This window comes from Microcoleus sp. S13_C3, from assembly GCF_036700905.1.
Taxonomy (GTDB): domain Bacteria; phylum Cyanobacteriota; class Cyanobacteriia; order Cyanobacteriales; family Microcoleaceae; genus Microcoleus.
On the sequence record NZ_JAUBPT010000036.1, the window covers coordinates 25,895 to 47,839 of the forward strand.

The 21,945-nt window shown below is 45.3% G+C and carries 20 protein-coding genes; 14 read left to right on the forward strand and 6 right to left on the reverse strand.

The genetic code is table 11. The annotated features are described in order from the left end of the window. Nucleotides 1-48: 48 nt before the first annotated feature. The gene (gene def, locus QUA16_RS12535; protein WP_333103693.1) at nt 49-582 is read right to left on the reverse strand and encodes a peptide deformylase; all 534 of its coding nucleotides are present in this window, start codon (nt 580-582) and stop codon (nt 49-51) included. Nucleotides 583-594: 12 nt separating this feature from the next. Between def and QUA16_RS12540 the strand changes: the two genes are divergently transcribed. After that, nucleotides 595-729 carry a hypothetical protein gene (locus QUA16_RS12540; protein ID WP_333181153.1) on the forward strand — a complete coding sequence of 45 codons (135 nt, stop codon included), beginning with the start codon at nt 595-597 and terminating at the stop codon, nt 727-729. Here the strand turns inward: QUA16_RS12540 and QUA16_RS12545 are convergent. Further along, complete coding sequence (locus tag QUA16_RS12545; protein ID WP_333103692.1) at nt 714-1,955, reverse strand: HhoA/HhoB/HtrA family serine endopeptidase; 1,242 nt, start codon at nt 1,953-1,955, stop codon at nt 714-716. The two genes, QUA16_RS12540 and QUA16_RS12545, sit on opposite strands and share 16 nt — an antisense overlap. A 210-nt stretch (nt 1,956-2,165) precedes the next feature. Here QUA16_RS12545 and dnaA point away from each other — a divergent pair, with 210 nt between their 5' ends. The 3 genes from dnaA (at nt 2,166) to dnaN (ending at nt 5,376) form a co-directional block, all read left to right on the forward strand. Continuing rightward, nucleotides 2,166-3,533 (forward strand): chromosomal replication initiator protein DnaA, encoded by a 1,368-nt coding sequence (gene dnaA, locus QUA16_RS12550; RefSeq protein ID WP_333103691.1) that lies wholly within the window; start codon nt 2,166-2,168, stop codon nt 3,531-3,533. Nucleotides 3,534-3,544: 11 nt separating this feature from the next. Further along, nucleotides 3,545-4,009, forward strand: a complete 465-nt coding sequence (locus tag QUA16_RS12555) for a hypothetical protein (protein ID WP_333103690.1) — start codon at nt 3,545-3,547, stop codon at nt 4,007-4,009. Between the two features lie 227 nt (nt 4,010-4,236). Beyond that, nucleotides 4,237-5,376, forward strand: a complete 1,140-nt coding sequence (dnaN, locus tag QUA16_RS12560; RefSeq protein WP_333103689.1) for a DNA polymerase III subunit beta — start codon at nt 4,237-4,239, stop codon at nt 5,374-5,376. Between the two features lie 108 nt (nt 5,377-5,484). Here the strand turns inward: dnaN and QUA16_RS12565 are convergent, their stop codons facing one another. Beyond that, nucleotides 5,485-6,945, reverse strand: coding sequence for an ATP-binding protein (locus tag QUA16_RS12565; RefSeq protein WP_333103688.1), 1,461 nt, complete (start codon nt 6,943-6,945; stop codon nt 5,485-5,487). Between the two features lie 318 nt (nt 6,946-7,263). Beyond that, nucleotides 7,264-7,398 (reverse strand): hypothetical protein, encoded by a 135-nt coding sequence (locus QUA16_RS12570; RefSeq protein ID WP_333103687.1) that lies wholly within the window; start codon nt 7,396-7,398, stop codon nt 7,264-7,266. Between the two features lie 667 nt (nt 7,399-8,065). On the opposite strand from QUA16_RS12570, the gene QUA16_RS12575 reads away from it, so the two are divergent. The 5 genes from QUA16_RS12575 to QUA16_RS12595 all read left to right on the forward strand — a co-directional run bounded on the left by QUA16_RS12575 (nt 8,066) and on the right by QUA16_RS12595 (nt 14,147). Beyond that, complete coding sequence (locus QUA16_RS12575) at nt 8,066-9,145, forward strand: permease (RefSeq protein ID WP_333103686.1); 1,080 nt, start codon at nt 8,066-8,068, stop codon at nt 9,143-9,145. 209 nt (nt 9,146-9,354) lie between these two features. Continuing rightward, nucleotides 9,355-10,143: a TIGR03943 family putative permease subunit gene (locus QUA16_RS12580; RefSeq protein ID WP_333103685.1), complete on the forward strand. Its 789-nt coding sequence runs from the start codon at nt 9,355-9,357 to the stop codon at nt 10,141-10,143. Nucleotides 10,144-10,328: 185 nt separating this feature from the next. Further along, nucleotides 10,329-11,705, forward strand: a complete 1,377-nt coding sequence (locus QUA16_RS12585) for an oligosaccharide flippase family protein (RefSeq protein WP_333103684.1) — start codon at nt 10,329-10,331, stop codon at nt 11,703-11,705. A 234-nt stretch (nt 11,706-11,939) separates the two neighbouring features. Continuing rightward, a complete protein-coding gene (locus QUA16_RS12590) occupies nt 11,940-13,505 on the forward strand; it encodes a hypothetical protein (RefSeq protein ID WP_333103683.1) in 1,566 nt (521 codons plus the stop codon). A 75-nt stretch (nt 13,506-13,580) separates the two neighbouring features. After that, entirely contained in the window at nt 13,581-14,147 is a 567-nt protein-coding gene (locus QUA16_RS12595) for a hypothetical protein (protein WP_333103682.1), read from the forward strand. A 367-nt stretch (nt 14,148-14,514) separates the two neighbouring features. Here the strand turns inward: QUA16_RS12595 and QUA16_RS12600 are convergent, their stop codons facing one another. Next, the gene (locus QUA16_RS12600; RefSeq protein ID WP_333181154.1) at nt 14,515-14,700 is read right to left on the reverse strand and encodes a hypothetical protein; all 186 of its coding nucleotides are present in this window, start codon (nt 14,698-14,700) and stop codon (nt 14,515-14,517) included. A 406-nt stretch (nt 14,701-15,106) separates the two neighbouring features. Here QUA16_RS12600 and QUA16_RS12605 point away from each other — a divergent pair, with 406 nt between their 5' ends. Together QUA16_RS12605 and QUA16_RS12610 are read left to right on the forward strand one after the other, a co-directional pair. Further along, the gene (locus QUA16_RS12605) at nt 15,107-16,492 is read left to right on the forward strand and encodes an ATP-binding protein (protein ID WP_333103681.1); all 1,386 of its coding nucleotides are present in this window, start codon (nt 15,107-15,109) and stop codon (nt 16,490-16,492) included. Between the two features lie 211 nt (nt 16,493-16,703). After that, a complete protein-coding gene (locus QUA16_RS12610) occupies nt 16,704-18,080 on the forward strand; it encodes an ATP-binding protein (protein ID WP_333103680.1) in 1,377 nt (458 codons plus the stop codon). 143 nt (nt 18,081-18,223) lie between these two features. Here the strand turns inward: QUA16_RS12610 and QUA16_RS12615 are convergent, their stop codons facing one another. After that, on the reverse strand, nt 18,224-19,024 hold the full coding sequence (locus tag QUA16_RS12615; protein WP_333103679.1) for an ion transporter: 801 nt from the start codon (nt 19,022-19,024) through the stop codon (nt 18,224-18,226). Nucleotides 19,025-19,049: 25 nt separating this feature from the next. Here QUA16_RS12615 and QUA16_RS12620 point away from each other — a divergent pair, with 25 nt between their 5' ends. The 3 genes from QUA16_RS12620 (at nt 19,050) to QUA16_RS12630 (ending at nt 21,941) form a co-directional block, all read left to right on the forward strand. Beyond that, entirely contained in the window at nt 19,050-20,726 is a 1,677-nt protein-coding gene (locus tag QUA16_RS12620) for a pentapeptide repeat-containing protein (RefSeq protein WP_333103678.1), read from the forward strand. A 237-nt stretch (nt 20,727-20,963) separates the two neighbouring features. Then, the gene (locus QUA16_RS12625) at nt 20,964-21,521 is read left to right on the forward strand and encodes a hypothetical protein (RefSeq protein WP_333103677.1); all 558 of its coding nucleotides are present in this window, start codon (nt 20,964-20,966) and stop codon (nt 21,519-21,521) included. A gap of 75 nt (nt 21,522-21,596) precedes the next feature. Beyond that, nucleotides 21,597-21,941, forward strand: a complete 345-nt coding sequence (locus QUA16_RS12630; RefSeq protein WP_333103676.1) for an NAD(P)H-quinone oxidoreductase subunit M — start codon at nt 21,597-21,599, stop codon at nt 21,939-21,941. Nucleotides 21,942-21,945: the final 4 nt, after the last annotated feature.

A 21,945-nucleotide genomic window follows, 5' to 3' on the forward strand; every position in this document is an offset into this window, starting at 1 on the left:
TGAAGAAAGCGACCCTGCGGATGAATCGGGGGCGCTGAATGCTTTTGGTTAAAGTAGCTTGACAAATTGCTGCTGGTACTCATCTTCTGTCATTAGTTCGTGGGTATTTTCCACTCTGTCTAAAAACACGATTCCATCTAAATGGTCGTGTTCGTGTTGAAAAATTCGGGCCACAAAGTCTGTCAATTCTTGTCGGTGGAGTTGGCCGTCTCTACTGGTGTATTCTATCTCGATCGCACTACTTCTCGGCACCAATCCCCGAATCCCCGGAATGCTCAAACAGCCTTCCCAGTCTTTGACTGTCTCTGTTGATGCAGCCACAATCCGGGGATTAATCATCGCTGTGGGTTCCATGTGGGGTGCTTGGGGATACCGCAGGTTGGGGCGGGATGCGACGATGAAAAGGCGATCGGACTGAGCGGCTTGAGGGGCGGCAATCCCGACTCCGTTTGCCTGCTGTACTGTAAATATTAAGCTGTCAATCAACTGTTGAATGCGATCGTCCTTAATATTCTCGACAACTTGCGATCGGCGGCGCAGCACGGGATTTCCTAATTGTGAGATTTGTAAGAGTTCTACCATATTAATTAGTCATTGGTAATTGGTAACAACTGTCAACCATCAACTGTCAACCGTCAACTGTCAACCGTCAACTGTCAACTGTCAACCGTCAACCGTCAACCGTCAACTGTCAACTGTCAACTGTCAACAGATTATCCAACTTTTTGAACCGGCAAACTCCCCGGTTTAACAGTCAAATTAACTATTTGCCCGTTACGGTTGATTTCCATTTGCAACAGCCCGCCAACCTTAGCATTTTGCACGAACTCCTGAACAGCTTCCGACTGAATAATCGGCTGATTGTTAATTTTTTGAATCACATCTCCCGCCCGCAAACCGGCTGCTGCTGCGGGAGAATTAGGAACAACGCTAACAATAGCCACACCACGATCGACTGCAACTCGCAGGCTGCTGGTAGTATTGCTGTTAATTTGCTGCTTAACCTCTGGAGTCAGCGTCGCCATTTCAATGCCTAAATAAGCGTGTTCGACTTTCCCCGTCGTAATCAGTTCCTTCGCCACCTGTTGGGCCGCCTGAATGGGAATAGCAAACCCCAATCCTTGAGCACCTTGAATAATCGCCGTATTCATGCCAATAACTTGACCCGAAGCATTCAGCAGCGGGCCGCCGGAATTCCCCGGATTAATTGCAGCGTCTGTTTGAATAAAACCGATCCGCTTGTCAGGTACGCCCACATCAGAGCTCGATCGCCCCGTAGCGCTAATAATCCCCGCAGTTACCGAATTGTCCAAACCCAAAGGATTACCGATCGCGATCGCCCATTCCCCAGGCAACAGCTTATCCGAATTGCCGATCGGCACTACAGGCACATTATTCGCCTCAATCTTCACCACAGCCACATCCGTCACCTTATCAGCCCCCAACACCCGCCCCTGAAAGCTGCGGCCGTCCTTGAGAGTTACATTTACCGTATCGGCTCCCTCTACAACGTGAGCGTTAGTGAGAATCACGCCGTCGGCACCGATGACAAAACCCGAACCAGTGCCGCGTTCGATCCCGCCCCGGCCGCCCGAATTCGGTTCTGTGCCAAAAAAATCTTCCGGCGACAGCCCTCTATTTCCCGGTTTCACCCGGCGCGAAGCATCGATCCGAACCACTGCCGGCCCAACTTTTGCCACCGCAGCCACAATAAAATTCACATTAGTCCCGTCGCCTGACAAGGAAGCCGGCGGCAAGACTTTGCTAGCTCGATCCTTTGTATTAGGAGGCAGTTGCAATTTCGGTTCCAGCGCCCTTTGTCCCGAATCGCCAGAATTTGCACGAAATTGAGAAACCGTCAGACGATCGCCCAACATGGCGGCCCCGGCTCCCGTTACCAGCAGCAATATGTAAATTGCCGGTTGCTTCCAAAATTTGCCAGTAGAACTCTTCATGGCCATGTTTTAAGGCTTTCCTGCCAAATCTAAATATTTGCTGATCCGCTCCCCGATACCTGGCGCAGGACTGCAGAGCCGCCAAATTTTTGGGCGATGGCGTCGGGCCCTCGCCCGTGCTACGGCAGACTCCCTTAAACTTTAGCATCTGAGGACTAAACTCTCTAGAGTAGAATTAATATCTTGAATGCCGATCGGCAGAGGTGAGCAGTGGACATTCCCCTCGAAAGTCTGTGGAATCAGATACTTGAACGTCTCCAGGTACAACTTAGCAGACCTAGCTTTGAGACGTGGATCAAAACTGCTAGGGCCGAACAACTCGAAAATAACTGTTTGATTGTCAGCGCCCCCAACCCCTTTGCTCGCAATTGGTTGCAAAAATATTACGTCAAAACCATTGCCGATGCAGTCTACGAAATTCTCGGCTATCCCGTAGACATTTACTTGACCATTGCCGGAGGAAACGAAACAGGTGGCAGCAGTGACTCCGCCATAATTTGGCCCTCCCCCATCGCCGATATGGAAAGCCACTCGCTTCACCCCCCCAAACCCGCCAATTTAAACCCAAAATACTTATTTTCCCGCTTTGTCGTCGGTTCCAACAACCGCATGGCTCACGCGGCTTCCCTCGCGGTAGCCGAGTCTCCGGGCCGAGAATTCAATCCCCTATTTTTGTGCGGTGGCGTCGGTTTGGGCAAAACTCATTTGATGCAGGCGATCGGTCATTATCGCTTGGAAATTGACCCCAACGCCAAGATTTTTTACGTTTCTACTGAGAAATTTACTAACGATTTAATCGCCGCCATTCGCAAAGACAGTATGCAAACTTTCCGCGACCATTATCGCGCCGCCGATGTTTTATTAATAGATGATATCCAATTTATTGAAGGAAAAGAATACACTCAAGAAGAATTTTTCCACACTTTTAATACGTTGCACGAAGCCGGGAACCAAGTAGTGTTAGCTTCTGACCGTCCGCCACAGCAAATCCCCCGCCTGCAAGAGCGTTTGTGTTCCCGATTTTCGATGGGATTAATTGCCGACATTCAATTGCCAGACTTGGAAACTCGGATGGCAATTTTGCAGAAAAAAGCCGAGTATGAAAATATGCGACTGCCGCGAGATGTGATTGAATACATTGCTTCTAGTTACACTTCCAACGTGCGGGAATTGGAAGGAGCTTTGATTCGGGCGGTAGCATATCTTTCAATTACTGGTTTGCCGATGACCGTGGAAAATATCGCCCCGGTTTTGAATCCGCAAACTGAAAGCGTAGAGGCAACGCCAGATGCAGTAATTGCAGTTGTGGCTGAGGAGTTTGATGTTTCTGTTGAAGATTTGAAAGGAATTTCCCGCCGGCGAGAAATTAGTCTCGCCCGTCAAATAGGGATGTATTTAATTCGGCAGCATACTGGTTTGAGTTTGCCGAAAGTTGGCGAAGTATTCGGTGGCAAAGATCACACGACTGTGCTTTACAGTTGTGACAAAATTGCTCAGTTGCGGAACACTGACCCGAATTTGGCCCAAACTTTGCGTCAGTTGAGCGATCGAATTAATGTTGTCAGCCGCAAAACTTGAGAAGAAGTCAGTTGTCAGTTGTCAGTTGTCAGTTGTCAGTTGTCCGTTGTCAGTTGTCAGTTGTCAGTTGTCAGTTGTCAGTTGTCAGTTGTCAGTTGTCAGTTGTCAGTTGTCAGTTGTCAGTTGTCAGTTGTTATCACTCAACGCCGTCAACAGTTAACAGTCAACAGTTAACAGTCAACAGTCAACAGTCAACAGTTAACAGTCAACAGTCAACAATTCCCATTCCCAATTCCCAAGGCCCCATAATAGACTATATTGCCTGTGGAAAAACCTGTGGAAAAGTTGCCTGCCGTTTGTGGAAAACTTTACTCGATCGCCCGAAACAGCTTTTGCACAAAAATGGGCGATCGACCTCAACAGCTTTTCCACAAGTTTTCCACAGGTATTTATTACCTATAAGTAAAGCCCAGCAAGCAGTTAGCTTTTTTTTCCACAATTTCCACAGGGCGAGCAACACAAAAATAATTCAATAAATTAAAAAAATAGGAGATCCCTTCGCACCCTACACAGATAGTTCACGATGCGCGCTGACCTTAAAAACCGGGTTTCTTGGAAGATTTCTCGTTTTTACAGACAAAATTTTGCGTAGAAACCGGGAATAAGCGCCCAGGTTTAAGCCCTGACAGAGAAAAACCGACCCACCGGCTTTCTGTGATACCATTTGTTTCTGTTTCAAATCCGGTTAATTAACCTTCGTACCATGAAATTGGTTTGCACCCAAAGTGACCTCAACGCCAACCTCTCGTTGGTAAGTCGGGCCGTTCCCTCCCGCCCGACACATCCGGTACTAGCCAACGTGCTCTTAGTAGCGGATGAGGAAAATCAGCGGGTTAGCTTGACAGCTTTCGATCTCAGTTTAGGCATTCGTACCAGCTTCGCAGCAGAAGTGACTGGCGGTGGCAGTTTTACCATACCCGCTAAATTACTCAACGATATTGTTTCGAGACTCCCAGATGGAGAGATTACTTTAGAAGACGAAGCGGGGGACACCGTAGCATATCTTACTTGCAGTTCTGGCAGCTACCAAGTTAGAGGCATGGGCCCGGAAGAATTCCCTGAATTGCCTGCAATAGAAGGCGGAACAATCCTTAAATTGCCACCGGAAGCCTTGATAGAAGGACTCAAAGGAACTTTATTTGCTACTAGCCCCGACGAGGCAAAACAGGTACTTGCAGGCGTGCATTTAAAGGTATTGCAAGATTGCCTGGAATTTGCAGCTACAGACGGCCACAGATTGGCAGTAGTTCAAACTGCCAATGAAAAAGCTGAAGGCGAAGAAACCCAAGAACAATTTGAGGTGACAGTCCCCGCTAAAGCATTGCGGGAAGTAGAAAGAATGCTGGTGATGCGGCAGTGGACTGAACCTGTCACCCTGCATTTTGAACAGGGTCAAGTAGTGTTTGAATGGGCTGACCAGCGGCTGACAACCCGCACCTTGGAAGGGCAATATCCCGCATACCGGCAGTTGATTCCGCCCTCCTTTGAGCGACAAATTACCTTAGAAAGGCGATCGTTCTTAGCAGCAGTAGAAAGAATTGCCGTTTTTGCAGACCAAAAAAATAATATTCTCAAATGCAGCATCGACGAGGAGAATCAGGAAATTACTTTGTCTGTAGATGCTAAAGATGTCGGCTGTGGCAAAGAGTCTATGCCCGCACAAATTTCGGGAGATAGCATAGATATTGCTTTCAACGTGAAATACTTAATTGACATTTTGAAAACTGCTCAATCCCCAGAAATTCAACTGCAATTAAACGGTGCTTTAGCCCCAGTAATTTTCCAGCCTTTGGGCGGAGTCAATGCTACATTCTTGGTAATGCCAGTTCAGCTAAGAGCGTAACCGATTGGTAGGGGCGGGTTTTACAAACAATCTCCGCCTAAAATTGCTCGTCTAATAAACCCGCCCCCGCTTGGGTGGTAAATCGATATCGACAAGACGCCCAGGCCTTCAAATCAATGGCAACAAAATTTCAAATTCAGTACCTGTACCGGGCGTAGAATGCAAATTTAACTTGCCTTTATGCTTTTCCGTAACAATTTGATGGGTAATTGCCAACCCCAAACCAGTACCTTTCCCGGCGGGTTTAGTGGTGAAAAATGTCTCAAAAATCCGCCGCTGAATTTCTGGCGGTATTCCCGGCCCGTTATCGGCAATTCGGATGGCTATCCAAGCGTTATTTGGATTTTTTTCCGCTGCTTCTGGGCAGAAGTCGCCGTTGTGGCTGGCGGATGATAGCTGTTTGGCATTTTGTCGTAGCTTGCGGGGCGGGACGCCATCGCCCCTAACATAATTTTGAATTAATTCCGAATTCACGCAGTCGCCGTCAGAACTGTCTATTACCTCGGTTTCAATAGTAATCGCCGCCATAAAATCTTTTTCTGCTTTTGCCTCTTCCAAAGCGTCGATCGCATTGCTGATGATATTCATAAATACCTGGCTCAACTGACCAGAGTAACACTTGACTAAAGGCAAATCACCATAGTTTTTAACTACATTAAACCCGTACTTCAGACGGTTTTTCATAATTAGCAGCGTACTGTCAATACATTCGTGAATGTTAGCTTGCTTCAAGTGGGCTTCGTCCATGTGAGAAAAGGTGTGCAGGCTGGTGACGAGTTCGGTCAGCCTCTGCGATGAAACTTTCATACTTTTGAGGATTTCCACCCAATCTTCTTGCAAAAAATCAAATTCTATGTGTTTTTTGAGTTCGCCAATTTTTTCGCTGTCACCCACAATTTCTTCGTAAGCAGACAACAACTCCATGATGTCTTTCGAGTAGTTGGACAAAAAGCCGAGATTTCCGCTGATGCAGGTGACGGGATTTCTAATTTCGTGGGCGACTCCAGCTACCATCTGTCCCAAACTGGCTAGTTTTTCGGTTTGAATTAATTGAGATTGAGTTTGCTGCCTCAGCAATTTTGTTGCTAGTTCATGAATGTTGGATTGGGCTACTAGCAGTTCGTGCACGTCTAGCAAACTATAAGTTTGAGGCGAAACTTGAACCACAATCGGTTCGTAAAGCAGTTCTTTAGATCGCAACAGCGACTTCCTGGCTGCATCCACGATTAAAGTATTGCTGGAAAAAATTAAACTCTCAGTTTCGGCAAAGCGGTACAAAGCCCTCACAGGTCGCTTTAAAAATAATTCTCGCCCAAAAGGACGGCTGATAAATTCTAAAAATCTCCGCCGGGAAATCATACCGGCAAATTCACCTTGATGGGTGACAATGACTCCCGGTAACAGCGGATTAGCTTCTAACATCTGAGAAATTCGCATCCCCAAATCCGTAGCTTCTACCTGAAAATCGTAAAGCGACAATTGTTGGAGAGTAGATTCTAAACAAAGTTCTCCTAGGTCAGCCTCGGAGATGGGTTGGACGGGTCTTTCTACGCAGGAGGTATTCAACATAAATTCATCAGCACGCTTTTTGGGGTTCTATTTGCCAGCAGACATTCAGCTACCAAAGGTCAGCAGGTGAGTTGCTGAGTGCTTTGACCGGCATCCCCCTGGCAAACTGCATTTTAAATTACACAAAAAACTGACTGTAGTAAATGAAATTTTACCACTTAAAGTATTAGGGAAGATTGAGAATTACCCAGATAAATGCGCCCTGGTAATTATACCTGACTTTATTTTATACTGACTTGAGCGGTATTAACGCTTGGTTTAACTATTTAACTATTCATTAACCTTAAGTTATCGTCTTAACCTTTTGTTAATAAATTATTAGGCTGAGAAATATAATTGACTGATAATAGAAGAAAATCGGAATTGCCCGATCGCCAACACGATGTAGCCCGTCAGCAGACAAGTTAAAAGCACAAAGCTAGGGCGATCGCGTCCCTGAATTTTAGCTTGCAATCGCGATGGCGGGACGCCTTGCAAGCTAGGGCATTTGAGGCCATGTCATCCCATCTCCCCGATCCGGTACTCGCAACCCCCCGTAACGGCCAGCCAGCGGCACACCTGCCAGTGCGTCCCCTATAGGTTTGTCGTGAAAACTAAAGTCATCGCTACAAAGCAATTTTATAGCGATAGTTATATATAGCAATCCTAAATCATTTGTAAAAATATGTAGGGGTAGTGCTACCCCTACTCCCCGTGCCTACCCCAGTCAAGGCGGGGCAACCACGGGGGGTTTGCCCCTACAAGAATTACACGAATCATTTAGGATTGCTATAAAACAGTTAGCCTCGCCCGCAATCTGCAAAATCTGCCTTAGCAGTTGTTCTACAATCAACCATTGTTAACCGAAAGATCCATCAAATCGGCGACGGTTGGCAGAGTCAATTATTGATGGGCAGTAGGATGCGGATATCAATAAAAATACATTCATATTCCCAGAATTTTAAGCATTCCAAATCATTCAAGGCATCAGCATTGATTAAACTAGAATATCTACAAAATCCAGCAAAAAAAAGGCAAAAATAATTAACGGGATCTTAACTTAGTGCTATGCTTTGGTATGATATACAAGGAGTTCTACCAAAGACGTATAGCTAAATAGCAATCTACCAGTAGGTGATCGATGCAACCCGCCCTGACAAATCAGTTAAATAATGCTTTCACCTTGTTTCTCAGCTTGTTAGTAGAGGCAATACCTTTTCTGCTGCTGGGAGTTTTATTCTCAGGTTTGCTGCTGGGCTTTGTAGACGAACGCAAACTCGTATCGCGCATCCCATCAAACCCGCTGCTGGCGGCTTTGATGGGCAGTTCGATCGGCTTTTTGTTTCCCGTGTGCGAGTGCGGTAACGTGCCCGTAGCCCGCAGGTTACTGATGCAGGGAGTTCCCGCACCAGCGGCGATCGGCTTTTTGCTTGCGGCCCCCACCATCAACCCCGTGGTAATTTGGGCGACTTGGACGGCATTTCGGGATCAGCCAGAAATTGTAGTTTTGCGGGTGGTATTTTCTCTGTTTATAGCCACAATTATCGGCTGGGTGTTCAGCGCCCAAAAAGACTTGCGGCCTCTGCTACATCCCTCTGTAGCCCGCGCAATCCCCTTGCCAAAACCAGAGTTTTCCGAAAAAGAACTCGTCCAAGCTAACACTCCGCTGCTGTTGCAGTCGGGAACATTTATGCTCGGTCAGCCGGGGGGGGTGGTGCCGATCGAATCTTTGCTACAAGACGACTGGAAGCGATTACAAACAAGCAAAACAGAAAAAACCTCTAAACGTTCCTCCATGTTCCACCGCGTTTCTAAAGAGCGTTTGCGCCTACTTTTAGATACTATGGTACAGGAGTTGCGCGAATTGGGAGGAGTGTTGGTAATCGGAAGTGCGATCGCAGCCATCATTCAAGTTGGCGCACCCCGCGAACTAATTCTCAACCTCGGCCAAGGCCCCGTTTCCTCGATTCTAGCCATGCTGCTATTAGCGGCAGTCGTATCGATTTGTTCTACAGTAGATGCCTTTTTTGCCCTGTCTTTTGCTTCCACATTTACCAGCGGTTCGCTGTTAGCCTTTCTCGTTTTCGGCCCGATGATTGACCTCAAAGGCATCGGTTTAATGCTGTCAATTTTTAAAGGTAGAGCCGTAGTTTACTTAATTGTCTTGGCCGCTCAGTTAACATTTTTAATGACCCTCGCTGTCAACTTGCATTTAGGTTAATAATAAATTTTCCCGGACTGACAACTCACGATAGATTCCCAATGACTAATGACTAATGACTAATGACTAATAACTAATGACTAATAACTAATGACTAATAACTAATGACCAATGACTAATGACCAATGACTAATGACCAATGACTAATGACCAATGACTAATGACTAATGACTAATGACTAATGAATATTAAAAAAGGAATCTTAAAAAATGAATCTTAAAAAAATTAGCCCTTGGCTGGACGCCATAGCTATCTTAGCCTGGGGAATACTGCTTCTTAAATATTGGATCACCGGCAAATTAAGCATTCTCATTCACCCCAATTACTTTGGCTTGACTCTAGCGGGAGGAATCGGCTTAATGATTATTGGGGGTTTAAAAGCTTGGGAACTCTTAAAGCTCGATCGCACCACAAAGCAATCGCGGACATCACCAGCAAATAACTCTCTCAGAATTACAGAAGTTGAACACGTTACTTTGTTTCCCCCCAGTATCGGCAGCACCTTAATGTTGAGCGTCGCATTAATAGGTTTACTAACAACGCCACGCACATTTACCAGCCAGACAGCATTAGAACGAGGCCTCACCGAATCCCTGCCTATCACCAGACTGCAACCCCAGGAATTTCGCAATACTACAAAACCAGAAAAGCGATCGCTCGTCGAATGGGTGCGGCTGTTAAATTTCAATCCAGAACCCGATACATACAGAGGTCAAAAAGTCAAAGTTCAAGGATTTGTAATTCACCCCCCCAACATAGGAGAACAATATATGTGGATCGGGCGTTTTATCATTACTTGCTGCGCGGCAGACGCCTATCCCATCGGGTTGCCGGTAAAATTACTGATCGGTCAAAGCCGCGCTGCCTTTGCGCCAGACAGTTGGCTAGAAATAGAAGGAGAAACGATCGTAGAAGAACTGCAAGGCAAGCGCAAATTAATCATTCAAGCATCCTCCCTCCAACCAATTCCTGAGCCCAAAAACCCTTATGATTATTAGATGTGGAGTAAGTATGAGATTAAATTTTACCTTTCTGATTGCGAGATGGACACCCCAGACTCGTCCTCCGTATACAAATTAAGACAAGGTACAGTCAGCTATAAAAGTTGCAACAGCATCCTGTAGGAGTTGCCAAAAGTAAATTCAGCAACTACACTCGTCATTAGTAAATAAATTCTGAGTATATGTCATCCGGAAAAAAATTAGCTATCAAAGGTGCAGCCTGGACGCTCGTCAGCTATGGAAGCAGTCAAATTATCCGATTTGCCAGCAACTTAATCCTGACGCGCTTGCTTTTGCCAGAACTATTTGGTCTGGTAGGTCTAGCCTACGTTTTCATCGTAGGGATCAACTTATTTTCAGACATAGGTCTAGGCCCAAGCATCATCCAAAATAAGCGCGGGGAAGATCCTCAATTTCTCAACACCGCTTGGACACTGCAAGTCATTCGCAGCTTTTTGGTTTGGATTTGTTTGATTATAATTACCAAGCCTGTTGCTAGTTTTTATGGAGATGACCGTCTCCTGTGGTTGATTCCAGTAATAGGTATAAATTCCCTACTAGGAGGGTTTAGATCCACAGCCATAGCCAGTCTAGAACGCAAAATGGCAGTGAAGAAAGTAGTGATTTTTGAGCTGGGCCAACAGATTGTTTCTACAACAGTGATGATTGTCTGGGCATGGTTTGATCGCAGCATCTGGGCGATCGTTGCAGGCGGCTTGAGTGGAGCTTTAATAGAGTTAGTAGGGAGCCATTTTTTGATTCCCGGCAAGTCAAACCGCTTTGCTTGGGATAAAGAAGCAGCTAAAGAAATATTTTCTTATGGAAAATGGATATTTTTGTCTACGGCTTTGTTTTTCTTGTGTTCTCAAGCCGATCGACTCATCCTTGGGAAAATCTTTACTTTAACAATGTTGGGGATTTATGGCATCGCTTTTACTCTCGGCGATATGCCGCGCCAAGTAATCATGGCCATTAGCGGGAGGGTGATTTTTCCCTCGATTTCTATGCTGGCAGAGTTGCCCCGGGAGGAGTTGCGCGCCAAGATACTCAAGAACCGCAAGCTAATTCTCATACCATTAGCCGTAGGTTTAGCAATTTTTGTGAGCTTTGGAGATCAGTTAATTTTAACACTGTATCGGAAAGAGTATGCGGCGGCATCTTGGATGATGCCAATCTTGGCTTTAGGTATCTGGCACACCACCCTCCACAATATGATGGGTTCTTGCCTGTTAGCCGTAGGAAAGTCTCAGTACCAAGCTATGGGCAATCTGCTGACTTTTGTGAATCTATGTATAACTATACCGCTGGCATACCACTTAAAAGGTAATTTAGGTGCGGTGATTGCTATAGCTCTCGGCGACCTTCCTACCTATGCAGTAACTAACTACGGTTTGTGGCGAGAAGGACTAACTTGTTTTTGGCAGGATATTCAATTGACAGCACTGTTTGTAGGGGTGCTGGCTATTCTAATTTGGTGTAGAGTGGCTTTTGGTTTGCATCTGCCGATCGATAAAATATCACCGATGGATTTAATCCCAATCAATCCACTGTTTCAGTAAAAAAAACTGTTGAAAGTGCCGCGTGTCCCACCTAGTTAATATCTTAAGTTGCATTCAGTCCTGGAGGCACCACAAGTTTCAAAAACTAGGTTTGTTACGGAAAATAACTCGTTGCAGCAATTTACTGTGGTAAAAAAATGGCTTTGTGAGTGTTAGGAATGGGGGCAGAAGTGTAAAATTTAACAGGGAAAATTGGGTAGTTAATTTTCAGCAGAAAGTAGGAGAGAAAGATTGGTGAGTATTTTTAAGAAAAAAATTAATCCTTCACCCTTCGCTATTGGGCAATTCAAACAGCCGATCGACCGCACGGCCATCTTCCTCATGCTAGTGCTGAGCGTCTTAATCGGACTGCTGCTGCTTAGCGGCGATCGCACAGCACCCAGAGTGCGAGAATTTACCTGGGAAAACAAACAAATCGGCGCCGAAGATACCGGCTTTATCCTCACATTCTTTCGGCCGATGAACCACTCCACCGTCGAGGAAAACTTAAAGCTAGAACCCCCCCTCCCCGGTAAATTTAGTTGGGCTGGAAGACGCATGGCTTACACCCTCAAAGATCCCGCACCCTACGGCGTTACCTACACATTAAAACTCGCCGGAGCAACCGACAAGTATTTCGGAGAAAACAACCAAAAAAAAGGAACGCCCATGCAACCGTTTAGCAGTTCCTTTCGCAGCCGCGATCGAGCTTTTGCTTACATCGGTGTCCAAGGCGAAACAGAAAGCAGATTAATGCTAGTCAATCTCACCAGCAGCGACTCGAAACCGATACCGCTGACTCCCAAAGATTTAGTAGTAACGGATTTTAAACCCTATCCCGACAGCGATCGCATTTTATTCTCCGCCACAGATCGATCGATCGCCCGTAGTCGCGGCACTCTCAATCAAGAACTATTCACAGTCACCACCGGCCTCAACCCCCAATCGGGATCAGGAAATCAACAAAAATACCCAGCCGGTAGAATCGACAAAATCTTAGACTCCAAAGATTACCAAAACCTCAAATTCGACCTCTCAGCAGACGGAAAAATCATAGTTGTCCAGCGCGTCAACCGCCGCAATCCCGGCGATTTCAGTCCTTGGATTTTGGAAGAAAAAGTGCCGCCCAGACCATTGGAAAATGAACAAGGCGGAGATTTTATGATTCGCCCCGACAGCAAATCGATGGTAATATCTCAAAAACAAGGATTAGCGATCGTCCCCCTCAAACCGGAAGCAGACCCAGTAGAATTTTTGCCAAAATACGAACAAGTATTGGGCATGGCCCGCGACAACTCCGCCGCCGCCTATGTTAAATACAACAGCGACTTTACTCGATCGCTTTTCATCTTAGATAACCAAGGTGTAGAACAAGAAATATTGCGTATTCCCGGCAGCATTATGGCCGTTTATTTCGACCCCCGCAAAAACCAAGACAACCAAGTTCAGCGTCTCTACTGTTTGTTAGCCCAACGCCTCAAAACAGAAAGCTACAAAGAACAGCCTTTCATAGCCACCATCGACCTCAAAAAAGAGGGTACTCGTTTGGTAGGAACCATCAAACCGCTGCTGATTTTGCCCAACCAATTAGATACCCAAATCAGTTTATCTCCCGACGGGCTGGCCTTAATTTTCGACCAATCAGTCACAGCAGCAACTCCCTCAGTAGCAGACAGTCCCCGCAACGATAGTGGACAGTCGATCGCCACCAGCCGCCTCTGGCTGCTACCCTTAGTAGAAATACCCGCAGACGGTTCTCTCGCAAAAGTACAGCCAGAAGAACTTCCCTTTGCCGGCTATCACCCCCGCTGGCTACCATAAATCAATTTGAGATTTGAGATCGCACTGCTGACTAATCTAAAATCTAAAATCTAAAATCTAAAATCTAAAATCATTATGACTCCCGAAGAAATTAGCAATACCCTTAAAGACTTATTTGGTGACAGTGTTGAGATGCCTGCTGCCACTTCTTGGCAAGTAGAAACCCCCAATTTTCGCCTGTTAGTCCTCCTTTCAGAAGACGGGAGTTGGCTGCGGATTTTGCTGCCGATCGCCGATGCCCAGGAAGCTCAACCATTTTTTGATAAACTGCTAGAAGCTAACTTTGACACCACCCTCGAAACTCGCTACGCCATACATCAAAACGTTTTGTGGGGAGTATTTCAGCACAGCCCGGCCACACTCGCGGCCGCCGATTTCTCAGCCGCCGTCGCCAGACTGCTGGCTTTGCAAGAGAGAGGTTTGTCCGACTTTTTCGACGGTTTGATAGAAAGCCGCATCCGTCAAATCATCAAAGCTGCGAAGATGCAAGGACAGTCTGTGGAAACTACCCTTCAGACTTTAGACCGTTTCTACGCAGAGGGATTGATGGGTGAAATGGAACTAGGGCGAGAGTCTCGCGAAAACACTCTCGCAGCTTGGCGGTATCAGCTAGAACGCCTCTGGCCGGAGGTGGAACCCTAAGACGATTGGAGATTGGAGATTGCAGATTGCAGATTGCAAAAAACTGATGACTATCGAGGTTCGGAAGTTGCCTAAAGTTGGATTTCTTTTGAGTGGTAGAGGAACTGTGGCCGACGGTTAGGATGTTCTTAATTCCACAAACCCTTGCGGAAGATTGCTTCTTCCTTCTCTCCTAGATAACTAAAGCCTTCCATCCGTTACATTCGGTTACATCTCACATCTTGCAGCAATATCAATAAGAGGATTTTTCGTGGGGTCGGGCGGGTTTATAGAACCTATTTACAAGCTTTAAGGCTGTTGGCGAACCCGCCCCTACGGCTAATTGAGAATGGTGCAAGATATCAGTTACATCTCACATCTTGCACCATTATCGCTTAACAGGCTTTCGGGCCTGTTCCACAAAGAGTGAATTTTCTTGTGGAACAGGCCCGAAAGCGTGTTCATAAAAAGCTTGTTGAGAATGGTGCAACATCTCAGTTACATCCGAAGAAAGCGAATCCGTTGCCGAACTTCCTTTGGCCTGGGCCCTAGTCTTGACAATTGGAGCCTGCAAGCCCCTTGGACAATGGCTAATCCGGGCCCTCGAACCATCACAGGATGCCCGTATATTCACTGATAACCCGCGAGATGTTCTGCAATTCCCTTCTATCAGTGGAAAAATGGTATAATTTATCACAATAATTAGTTATAAATATTAAAAATTTTCGGAAAACAGGCGATCGCACGTATATCATGGTAAAAAGTTTACAGCAGAGATCCGTAAGTTCCACAAAAGCTTAGATCGTTTAATATTGACTTAGAAACAAAATCTTTAGCAGACAATGCTACTGCGATCGGGTTTTCCCATCGGGTGCTGTTGTAATTGGACAAATTAGCAACTACCCGCTACCAATTACCAGTTACGAATTAATAGCAACTTAAGTTGTCCATTAATACAATATTTAACAGGGGTTTCCTCTATGTTTGCTGTGCGTGAGACTAGCTCGGAGTTATCAGTGTTGCATATACCTGAATTTTGTACTTGGAACATCTCCTTAGAATCAACTCTCCTAGACCTGCCACTCTCCAACTGCCAAATTGAATTAACTCAACAGGCAAAAGAAGTAGCCCAGGCTTTTGAAGAAAATGCCATGCTTCCCGGCGTCATTTTGACCAATGGGGGTAATTTTGTCGGCATCATATCCAGGCGCCTATTTTTTGAAAAAGTTAACCGCCGCTACGGAGTAGAAATGTTTTTCCAGCGACCAATAGAGGTGCTGTACAAGTTTGCCAAGCCAGAGAAACTCGTACTTCCCGCCAGTAAATTAATAGTAGAAGCCGCCCAGGAATGTCTTTACAGATCGGCCGAATTAATTTACGAACCCGTAGTAGTGGAAATAGCCCCCCAGACCTACAAGCTGTTAGACGTACACCAATTAATGGTCGCTCAATCAAGAATTCACCAATTAACAAATAAATTACTCCACAAACAAACCCAAGCCAAACTCATCCAAACAGAAAAAATGGCGAGTTTGGGGAGGATTGTAGCCGAAGTAGCCCACGAAATCAGAAATCCGCTGAACTGTATTTGGGGAAATTTAACTTTTCTGCTTTCCTATTTTGAAAACTTGCTTCAGCTAATGTCGGTTTATGAAGAAGAATATTCGACACCGTGTCCCCGAATTGAGGCCCTTAAAAAAGAAATTGAATTTGATTTTTTACAAGAAGATTTGCCGATAACCTTAGAAGGGATGGAGTTGGGAGCCTCGCAATTGCTAAAAATAGTTAACGGGCTGCACCACTTCTCTCACATGGACGAAACAAAACCAGCTCAGACAGACCTTCACGAATGCGTGGAGATGACGCTGTTAATTTTGAAAAACCGCTTTAAAAACAGCATAGAAGTGGTTAAAAATTACGGCGAACTGCCGCTAGTTAGCGGCTACTCCGGTCAGTTGAGTCAGGTGTTTTTGAATTTGTTAGTTAATGCTCTAGACGCCCTGACAGAGTACGCAGCAGATCGAGAAATACACAGCCCATGCCGGGACAACTGGCAGCCCCAAATCGAAATTACCACTAAAGTGATAGAAACTGAACACGGCAAGCGGGTGGCAATTTGCATTGCCGATAACGGGCCCGGCATTCCCCCAGAAAATCACCAGCAGATATTTGACACCTTTTTTACCACTAAACCAGCAGGCAAAGGCACCGGTATGGGGCTGGCTATCTGCAATCAAATCGTCACAGAAAAGCACGGTGGCGAACTGAGAATGCGATCGCAACCAGGTAAGAACACTGAATTTGAAATTCTCCTGCCTATAGTTCAATACGGTTCAGTTAGTGCTAAAAAAACAGATCGTGCGTAGGTTGGGCGGAGTGGAACGAACCCTCCGTTTCACTCCCCCCAAAATTTTCGCTACAATTTTCCACGGGCCCAAGCGTATTGACCTATAGTTGGCACAACATGATTAACCCAAGAATATTCTCGGTTGTTGGCTCAGAAAAGTGAAGTGATAGGGTAGCTTAGTAGTAGGTTCTCATTTCACTTTCCCAGCGTTTCGGCAACTAAAAGTTCCAGTGGCAAATAAATTCAGTTCCAAACTCATTGGCCCTTCACTCTCCGAAGGCAGCCATCAAGACCTTTCCCTAGAATCTACCCTCTGGGATTTGCCCCTGTATGAATTTCAGGTTAAATCGAGCTGCTTGGCCGTGGCAGTTGCCGAAATGTTTGAACAGTATCCCCTAGTGCCGGGAGTCGTCTTGATGGAAGCAGGAGAGTTTGCTGGCATGATATCTCGCAGGCAACTGCTGGAATATTTGCTCAAACCCCAAGGCCCTGAGCTATTTTTGCACCTGCCACTAAAAGTTCTCTACAGTTACGCTCGCGTCGAAATATTATTGGTGGCAGAGAGTACAACTATTTTGGCAGCCGCCCCACAAGCTCTGCGTCGATCGCCCGAATTGCAATCCGAACCGATCGTCGTCCAAGTAGACTCCCAATCTTACCGACTCTTAGACCCTAACGCACTAAACATCGCGTACTGGCAAATTCGCGGCATAGAAACTCAAGTCCGCTACGAAAGAGCCCAAACTCAAATGATTCAAAGCGAAAAAATGGCTAGTTTAGGGCGTTTAGTCAACGGAGTCGCCCACGAAATTTTAGATCCGGTAGGCTTTATCTGGGGGAATTTAACCTACGTCAGCGACTACAGCAAAAACTTGATGGAATTGCTCTCAGTTTACGACGCATACTGTACTGACCCACCGCCGGAAATAGCACGGCTCAAAGAAGAGATCGACTATGACTTTTTGCAAAGCGATTTTCTCCGAACTGTTGCCAGCATCAAATCAGGTGCAGAACGTTTGAGCAAGTTGGCAACCAGTTTGCAAAACTTCTGCCACATAGACGACATTTATCCGAAACCCACCGACTTGCACGCCAACATAGACAGCATACTTTTGCTGCTCAAAAGTCGTTTGACTAGGGAAATCCAAGTAGTGAAAAACTACGGCTACCTGCCACCAGTCCCATGCTATGCAGGACAGCTAAACCAAGTATTTATGAATATCTTGACCAATTCTATTCATACATTAATTAACGAAGCAGTCGGTCAAGAATTGGCGAAAGAGTTCAAAGGTGGAGGACCCAAAGACGCCGATCGCCAGCCTAAAATTGAAATCACAACTCAAGTCTGCTGTCCCGAACCTGCGCCGGATTTAGACAAACTTCATGTTCGCTGGGTTTCGATTTGCATATCAGATAACGGGCCAGGAATGTCACCTAGCAAGTACAAAAAAATCATAGAATCATTCTCTACGGAAAAACGCGCCCTCAAAGAAACGAGTTTAGCAGTTAGCTATCAAATAGTGACAGGCAAACACGGCGGTGCATTCAGAATGCGATCGGAATTAGGCAGAGGCACTGAATTTGAAATTTTGTTACCGTTAGCTTAAAGAAGGAAAGCACTACACGGATTTTGACACGGATACACGGATGAATTATCTAGGGTGAGGCAGTAGTCAACTGTCAACTGTCAACTGTCAACTGTCAACTGTCAACTGTCAACTGTCAACTGTCAACTGTCAACTGTCAACTGTCAACCATTATCTAACTGACTGCCGCACATTTTACAAAATCTAGCATTAGCATCGTGTACAGACCAACCGCAACCTTTACAAACAGCTTCTCCGTGATTAGCACTTTTAACTAATTGTTTAATCAAATCCCCCAATTGCCAAGGAATTAGAGCAATTCCGGTCAAAATCATCAAAATAGTCAGAAAACGACCTGATTCCGAAATCGGGGTAACATCGCCAAATCCCACCGTAGTCATGGTGACAACCGAGAAATAAACAGCATCCAAAAAAGTTCCAAAACTTTCGGGATTGGCCGGATGTTCGACTTGATAAATTAAACCAGAATAAACAAAAATTATTGCCAGCAAAGTAAACAAAATCCGAGCAAAAATCACCCCATCTTCGCTGCTGATGCGGAAAATTGAAATTTTCAATTCCAGAAAGCGGATGAGTCGGAGAATTCTAAACCAGCGAAAAATTCGGATAAAACTGACGTTGACAAATCCCAGCAAAAATGGTAGTATTGCCAGCAAATCAATAATAGAAAAAAAACTAAAAATAAATTTAACTCGATTTTCGGCACACCACAGCCGCAATAAATACTCAAACACAAAAACAACTAAAAGCGCTGTATCGAGAGTTTGCAAATTAATTCTAACAGTTTCCGAAATCGGGTAAGTTTCGGCGATGAAGCTGGTCGAAGATAGGAGAATTAGTCCGGTAAGAGTTAAATTGACGGTTCTGCCAATTGGGGTTTCGATGTCTTCGAGATAAAATCCAATTTGCGATCGGGTTAACATAGATGAGATAATTAATACCATTTATGAGGTAAGGGAATTATCGCATATGAGTATCGAATTAACTAAGGGTGAAAGGTTCAATCTTTCTAAAGAGACTCCTAATTTCAGTAAAATTGCGATCGCCCTGGGTTGGCAAGTCAGCCAGACAGCACAAAACTGCGACATTGACGCATCTGTTTTTATGTTAGCGGCGGACGGTCGGATTCCTGATGAAAAGTATTTTGTATTTTACAACAATCTGACATCGCCGGACGGTGCGGTGCGACATTCGGGAGACAGCGCGACTGGGCAAATAGACGGAGATGATGAGACGGTTTATGTGGATTTGAGTAAAATCAATTCGGCGATTCAGGAAATTGTGTTTGTGGTGACTATTCACGAGGGACAGGAAAAGAATCAAAGTTTTAGTCAAGTTACAAATGCTTTTATCCGGCTTTACAATTCAGAGAGTCTTGGCGAATTGGTTCGGTACAATTTGAATCAGATATTTTCCCAAGAAACGGCTTTAGAATTTGGACGCTTGTATAAGAAGAATGGCGAATGGAGGTTTCAGGCGGTAGGACAGGGATATAATGCTGGGTTGCAAAGTTTTGTAGACAAGTATTATGTTGAGAATGCGGTTGAGAAAAGCTCGAATGCTGGTGAGAAGGTTGATGATGCTGAGGTTTTGAGGCGGTTTAGCGATCGGGTGGATCGGTTATTGCGCGAAGAGGCGATCGAGGAGACAGCGGTTCCAGCATCTAGCGATGCGGTAGAACAGCCGGCTGCTACTCCTGTAAATGCGGATACTGTGCAATCTCAGGAAGAGGCAAAAATAGATGATTCTGCACTAGAAAATCTGGAACCAGCGATCGGTGCTGAGGAATTTTGGAAACGGCATGAAGACGGAGAACGCGACTTTACAGGGATTAACCTAGCGGGAGTGGATTTAAGTGGCAAAACTCTCGACTCTAATGTCAGTCTAACTCAAGCAAACCTGAGCAATGCCAATCTAGCAAATGCCAACTTAACTAGGGTAAATTTAATTGGAGCTAACTTGCAAGGCGCAAATTTGAATTCAACAAACTTGCACAGTGCGGATTTGATTGAAGTTAACTTCAGTGGGGCTAACTTAACTAAGGCAATCTTGTATTGTGCAAGACTAATTCAGGCAAATTTGACTCAAGCCAACTTAAGCGAAGCAAAGTTAGATAGCGCCAACCTGACTACAGCAAACCTCAGTAGAGCTAACTTAACTCAGGCAAGTCTAGCTAGTTCTAACCTGACAGGAGCCGATTTAAGTCACTCGAAGGTAACTCAAGTCAATCTAAGTCATGCCAACCTCCGTGGCGTAAACTTAACAGGAGTAAGTTTGACAAGAGTTAACCTTAGTGGCGTTAACCTTAGTGGCATGAATTTGAGTGGTGTTAAGTTAAGTGGGGCGAATTTGAGTGGAACCAACTTGAGAGATGCTAATCTCACAGGGGTAAATTTGATTGGGCTAAACTTACGAACCGCTAATCTAAGTGGGCAAAACTTGAGTGGGTTCAATCTCTCTGGAGCTAACCTATATGGAGCAAACTTGAGTAAAGCCGACTTAACTTCTGCAAACTTGTGCGGGGCAGATTTGAGCGCTGCCAACTTAGAAAAAACTAACCTCAAGGAAGCTAAAATGGTTGGAGCAAATCTGGAAAATGCAACACTCACAGGCGCAATTATGCCAGATGGCACAATTCACAAATAGATTAATGTTTGTAGTAACGAATTGAGTCCTTAGAAATGGCAGGAGTAGGGCGTGTTTTCTTGACCCGGAGATCCCCCCTAGCCCCCCTTAAAAAAGGGGGGAACCGGAAGCACTCAAAGTCCCCCTTCTTAAGGGGGATTTAGGGGGATCGAGACTTCGATAGAAGTGACATTTATTATGGGTTTCAGTCTTAAATTGATACCAAGAGTGGGGTGTGCATCGCCCTAGAAATAGATTATGATTAGTATTAAAGATCAAATACATAGATTGTCGATGAATGAATCGGAAACGGAAATAATAGAATCTACCCTGAGATGGATGACCGAGTTTGTCGAGTTACCGCATCCCGTTTTCAGCGATTTACCGATTTGTCCCTTCGCTAAAAAGGCACGGTTGGCTAATCAAATTTTATTCAAAATCGAGCGGTTTTCAGCCCTGACTGAGTTCGATCGCGATTCTGCCATAATGAAATCAATTTATGAATTTTACAATTCGGAATTGGAAATAATGGTAGTAATTAATCCCGAAAAAACTGCAATTAGTGCGCCAGAAACTAAAGAATTGATAGACAAATTGAATAATCAGATTTCAGAATTGGGCTTGCTGGCTTTTCACATCCATCCCGAAGAAGATTTTAATATTGACGGGCTTCATACTAGGAGGATGCCCTATCCGGGCTTCACTGTTCAAGTAAATTCTAAGCTGAAGCCAGCTTCCGATTTTTTAGAGAAAACGGAATATTACAAAAATTGGACTGCCGAACAACTGAAAAATTTCGGAATTCCGAGAAATTGACGATCGCCCGCCCTCCCCGCGTATCTCCCAGCCATTACAATTAATTCAGCAAAAAATCTTTACACATAAGAAGTCATGCAGCTTAAGTCAACAACCCGCCATATTCGCATATACACCGCCATCCTCGAAGATAACGAACTCGTCCCCAGCAATGACCTTTTGACCCTCGACATTGACCCAGATAACGAACTTAACTGGAATGACGAGTCAATCAAACAGGTATATGCCAAATTCGACCAACTCGTAGACGCTTACGAGGGCGAAGACTTGACCGAGTACAACCTCCGCCGTATCGGTTCGGAGTTGGAGCACTTGGTACGATCGTTCCTACAAAAAGGCCAAATCAGCTATAACCTCAACAGCCGCGCTGTCAACTACAGCATGGGATTGCCTCAAGTTGATGCCAAAGTTCACCTGTAAGGGC

Coding starts and splice junctions, on each gene's coding strand:
- def (WP_333103693.1), bottom strand. CDS start 582: ATGGTAGAACTCTTACAAATCTCACAATTAGGAAATCCCGTGCTGCGC.
- QUA16_RS12545 (WP_333103692.1), bottom strand. CDS start 1,955: ATGAAGAGTTCTACTGGCAAATTTTGGAAGCAACCGGCAATTTACATA.
- dnaN (WP_333103689.1), top strand. CDS start 4,237: ATGAAATTGGTTTGCACCCAAAGTGACCTCAACGCCAACCTCTCGTTG.
- QUA16_RS12565 (WP_333103688.1), bottom strand. CDS start 6,945: ATGTTGAATACCTCCTGCGTAGAAAGACCCGTCCAACCCATCTCCGAG.
- QUA16_RS12575 (WP_333103686.1), top strand. CDS start 8,066: ATGCAACCCGCCCTGACAAATCAGTTAAATAATGCTTTCACCTTGTTT.
- QUA16_RS12580 (WP_333103685.1), top strand. CDS start 9,355: ATGAATCTTAAAAAAATTAGCCCTTGGCTGGACGCCATAGCTATCTTA.
- QUA16_RS12585 (WP_333103684.1), top strand. CDS start 10,329: ATGTCATCCGGAAAAAAATTAGCTATCAAAGGTGCAGCCTGGACGCTC.
- QUA16_RS12595 (WP_333103682.1), top strand. CDS start 13,581: ATGACTCCCGAAGAAATTAGCAATACCCTTAAAGACTTATTTGGTGAC.
- QUA16_RS12605 (WP_333103681.1), top strand. CDS start 15,107: ATGTTTGCTGTGCGTGAGACTAGCTCGGAGTTATCAGTGTTGCATATA.
- QUA16_RS12615 (WP_333103679.1), bottom strand. CDS start 19,024: ATGGTATTAATTATCTCATCTATGTTAACCCGATCGCAAATTGGATTT.
- QUA16_RS12620 (WP_333103678.1), top strand. CDS start 19,050: ATGAGTATCGAATTAACTAAGGGTGAAAGGTTCAATCTTTCTAAAGAG.
- QUA16_RS12625 (WP_333103677.1), top strand. CDS start 20,964: ATGATTAGTATTAAAGATCAAATACATAGATTGTCGATGAATGAATCG.
- QUA16_RS12630 (WP_333103676.1), top strand. CDS start 21,597: ATGCAGCTTAAGTCAACAACCCGCCATATTCGCATATACACCGCCATC.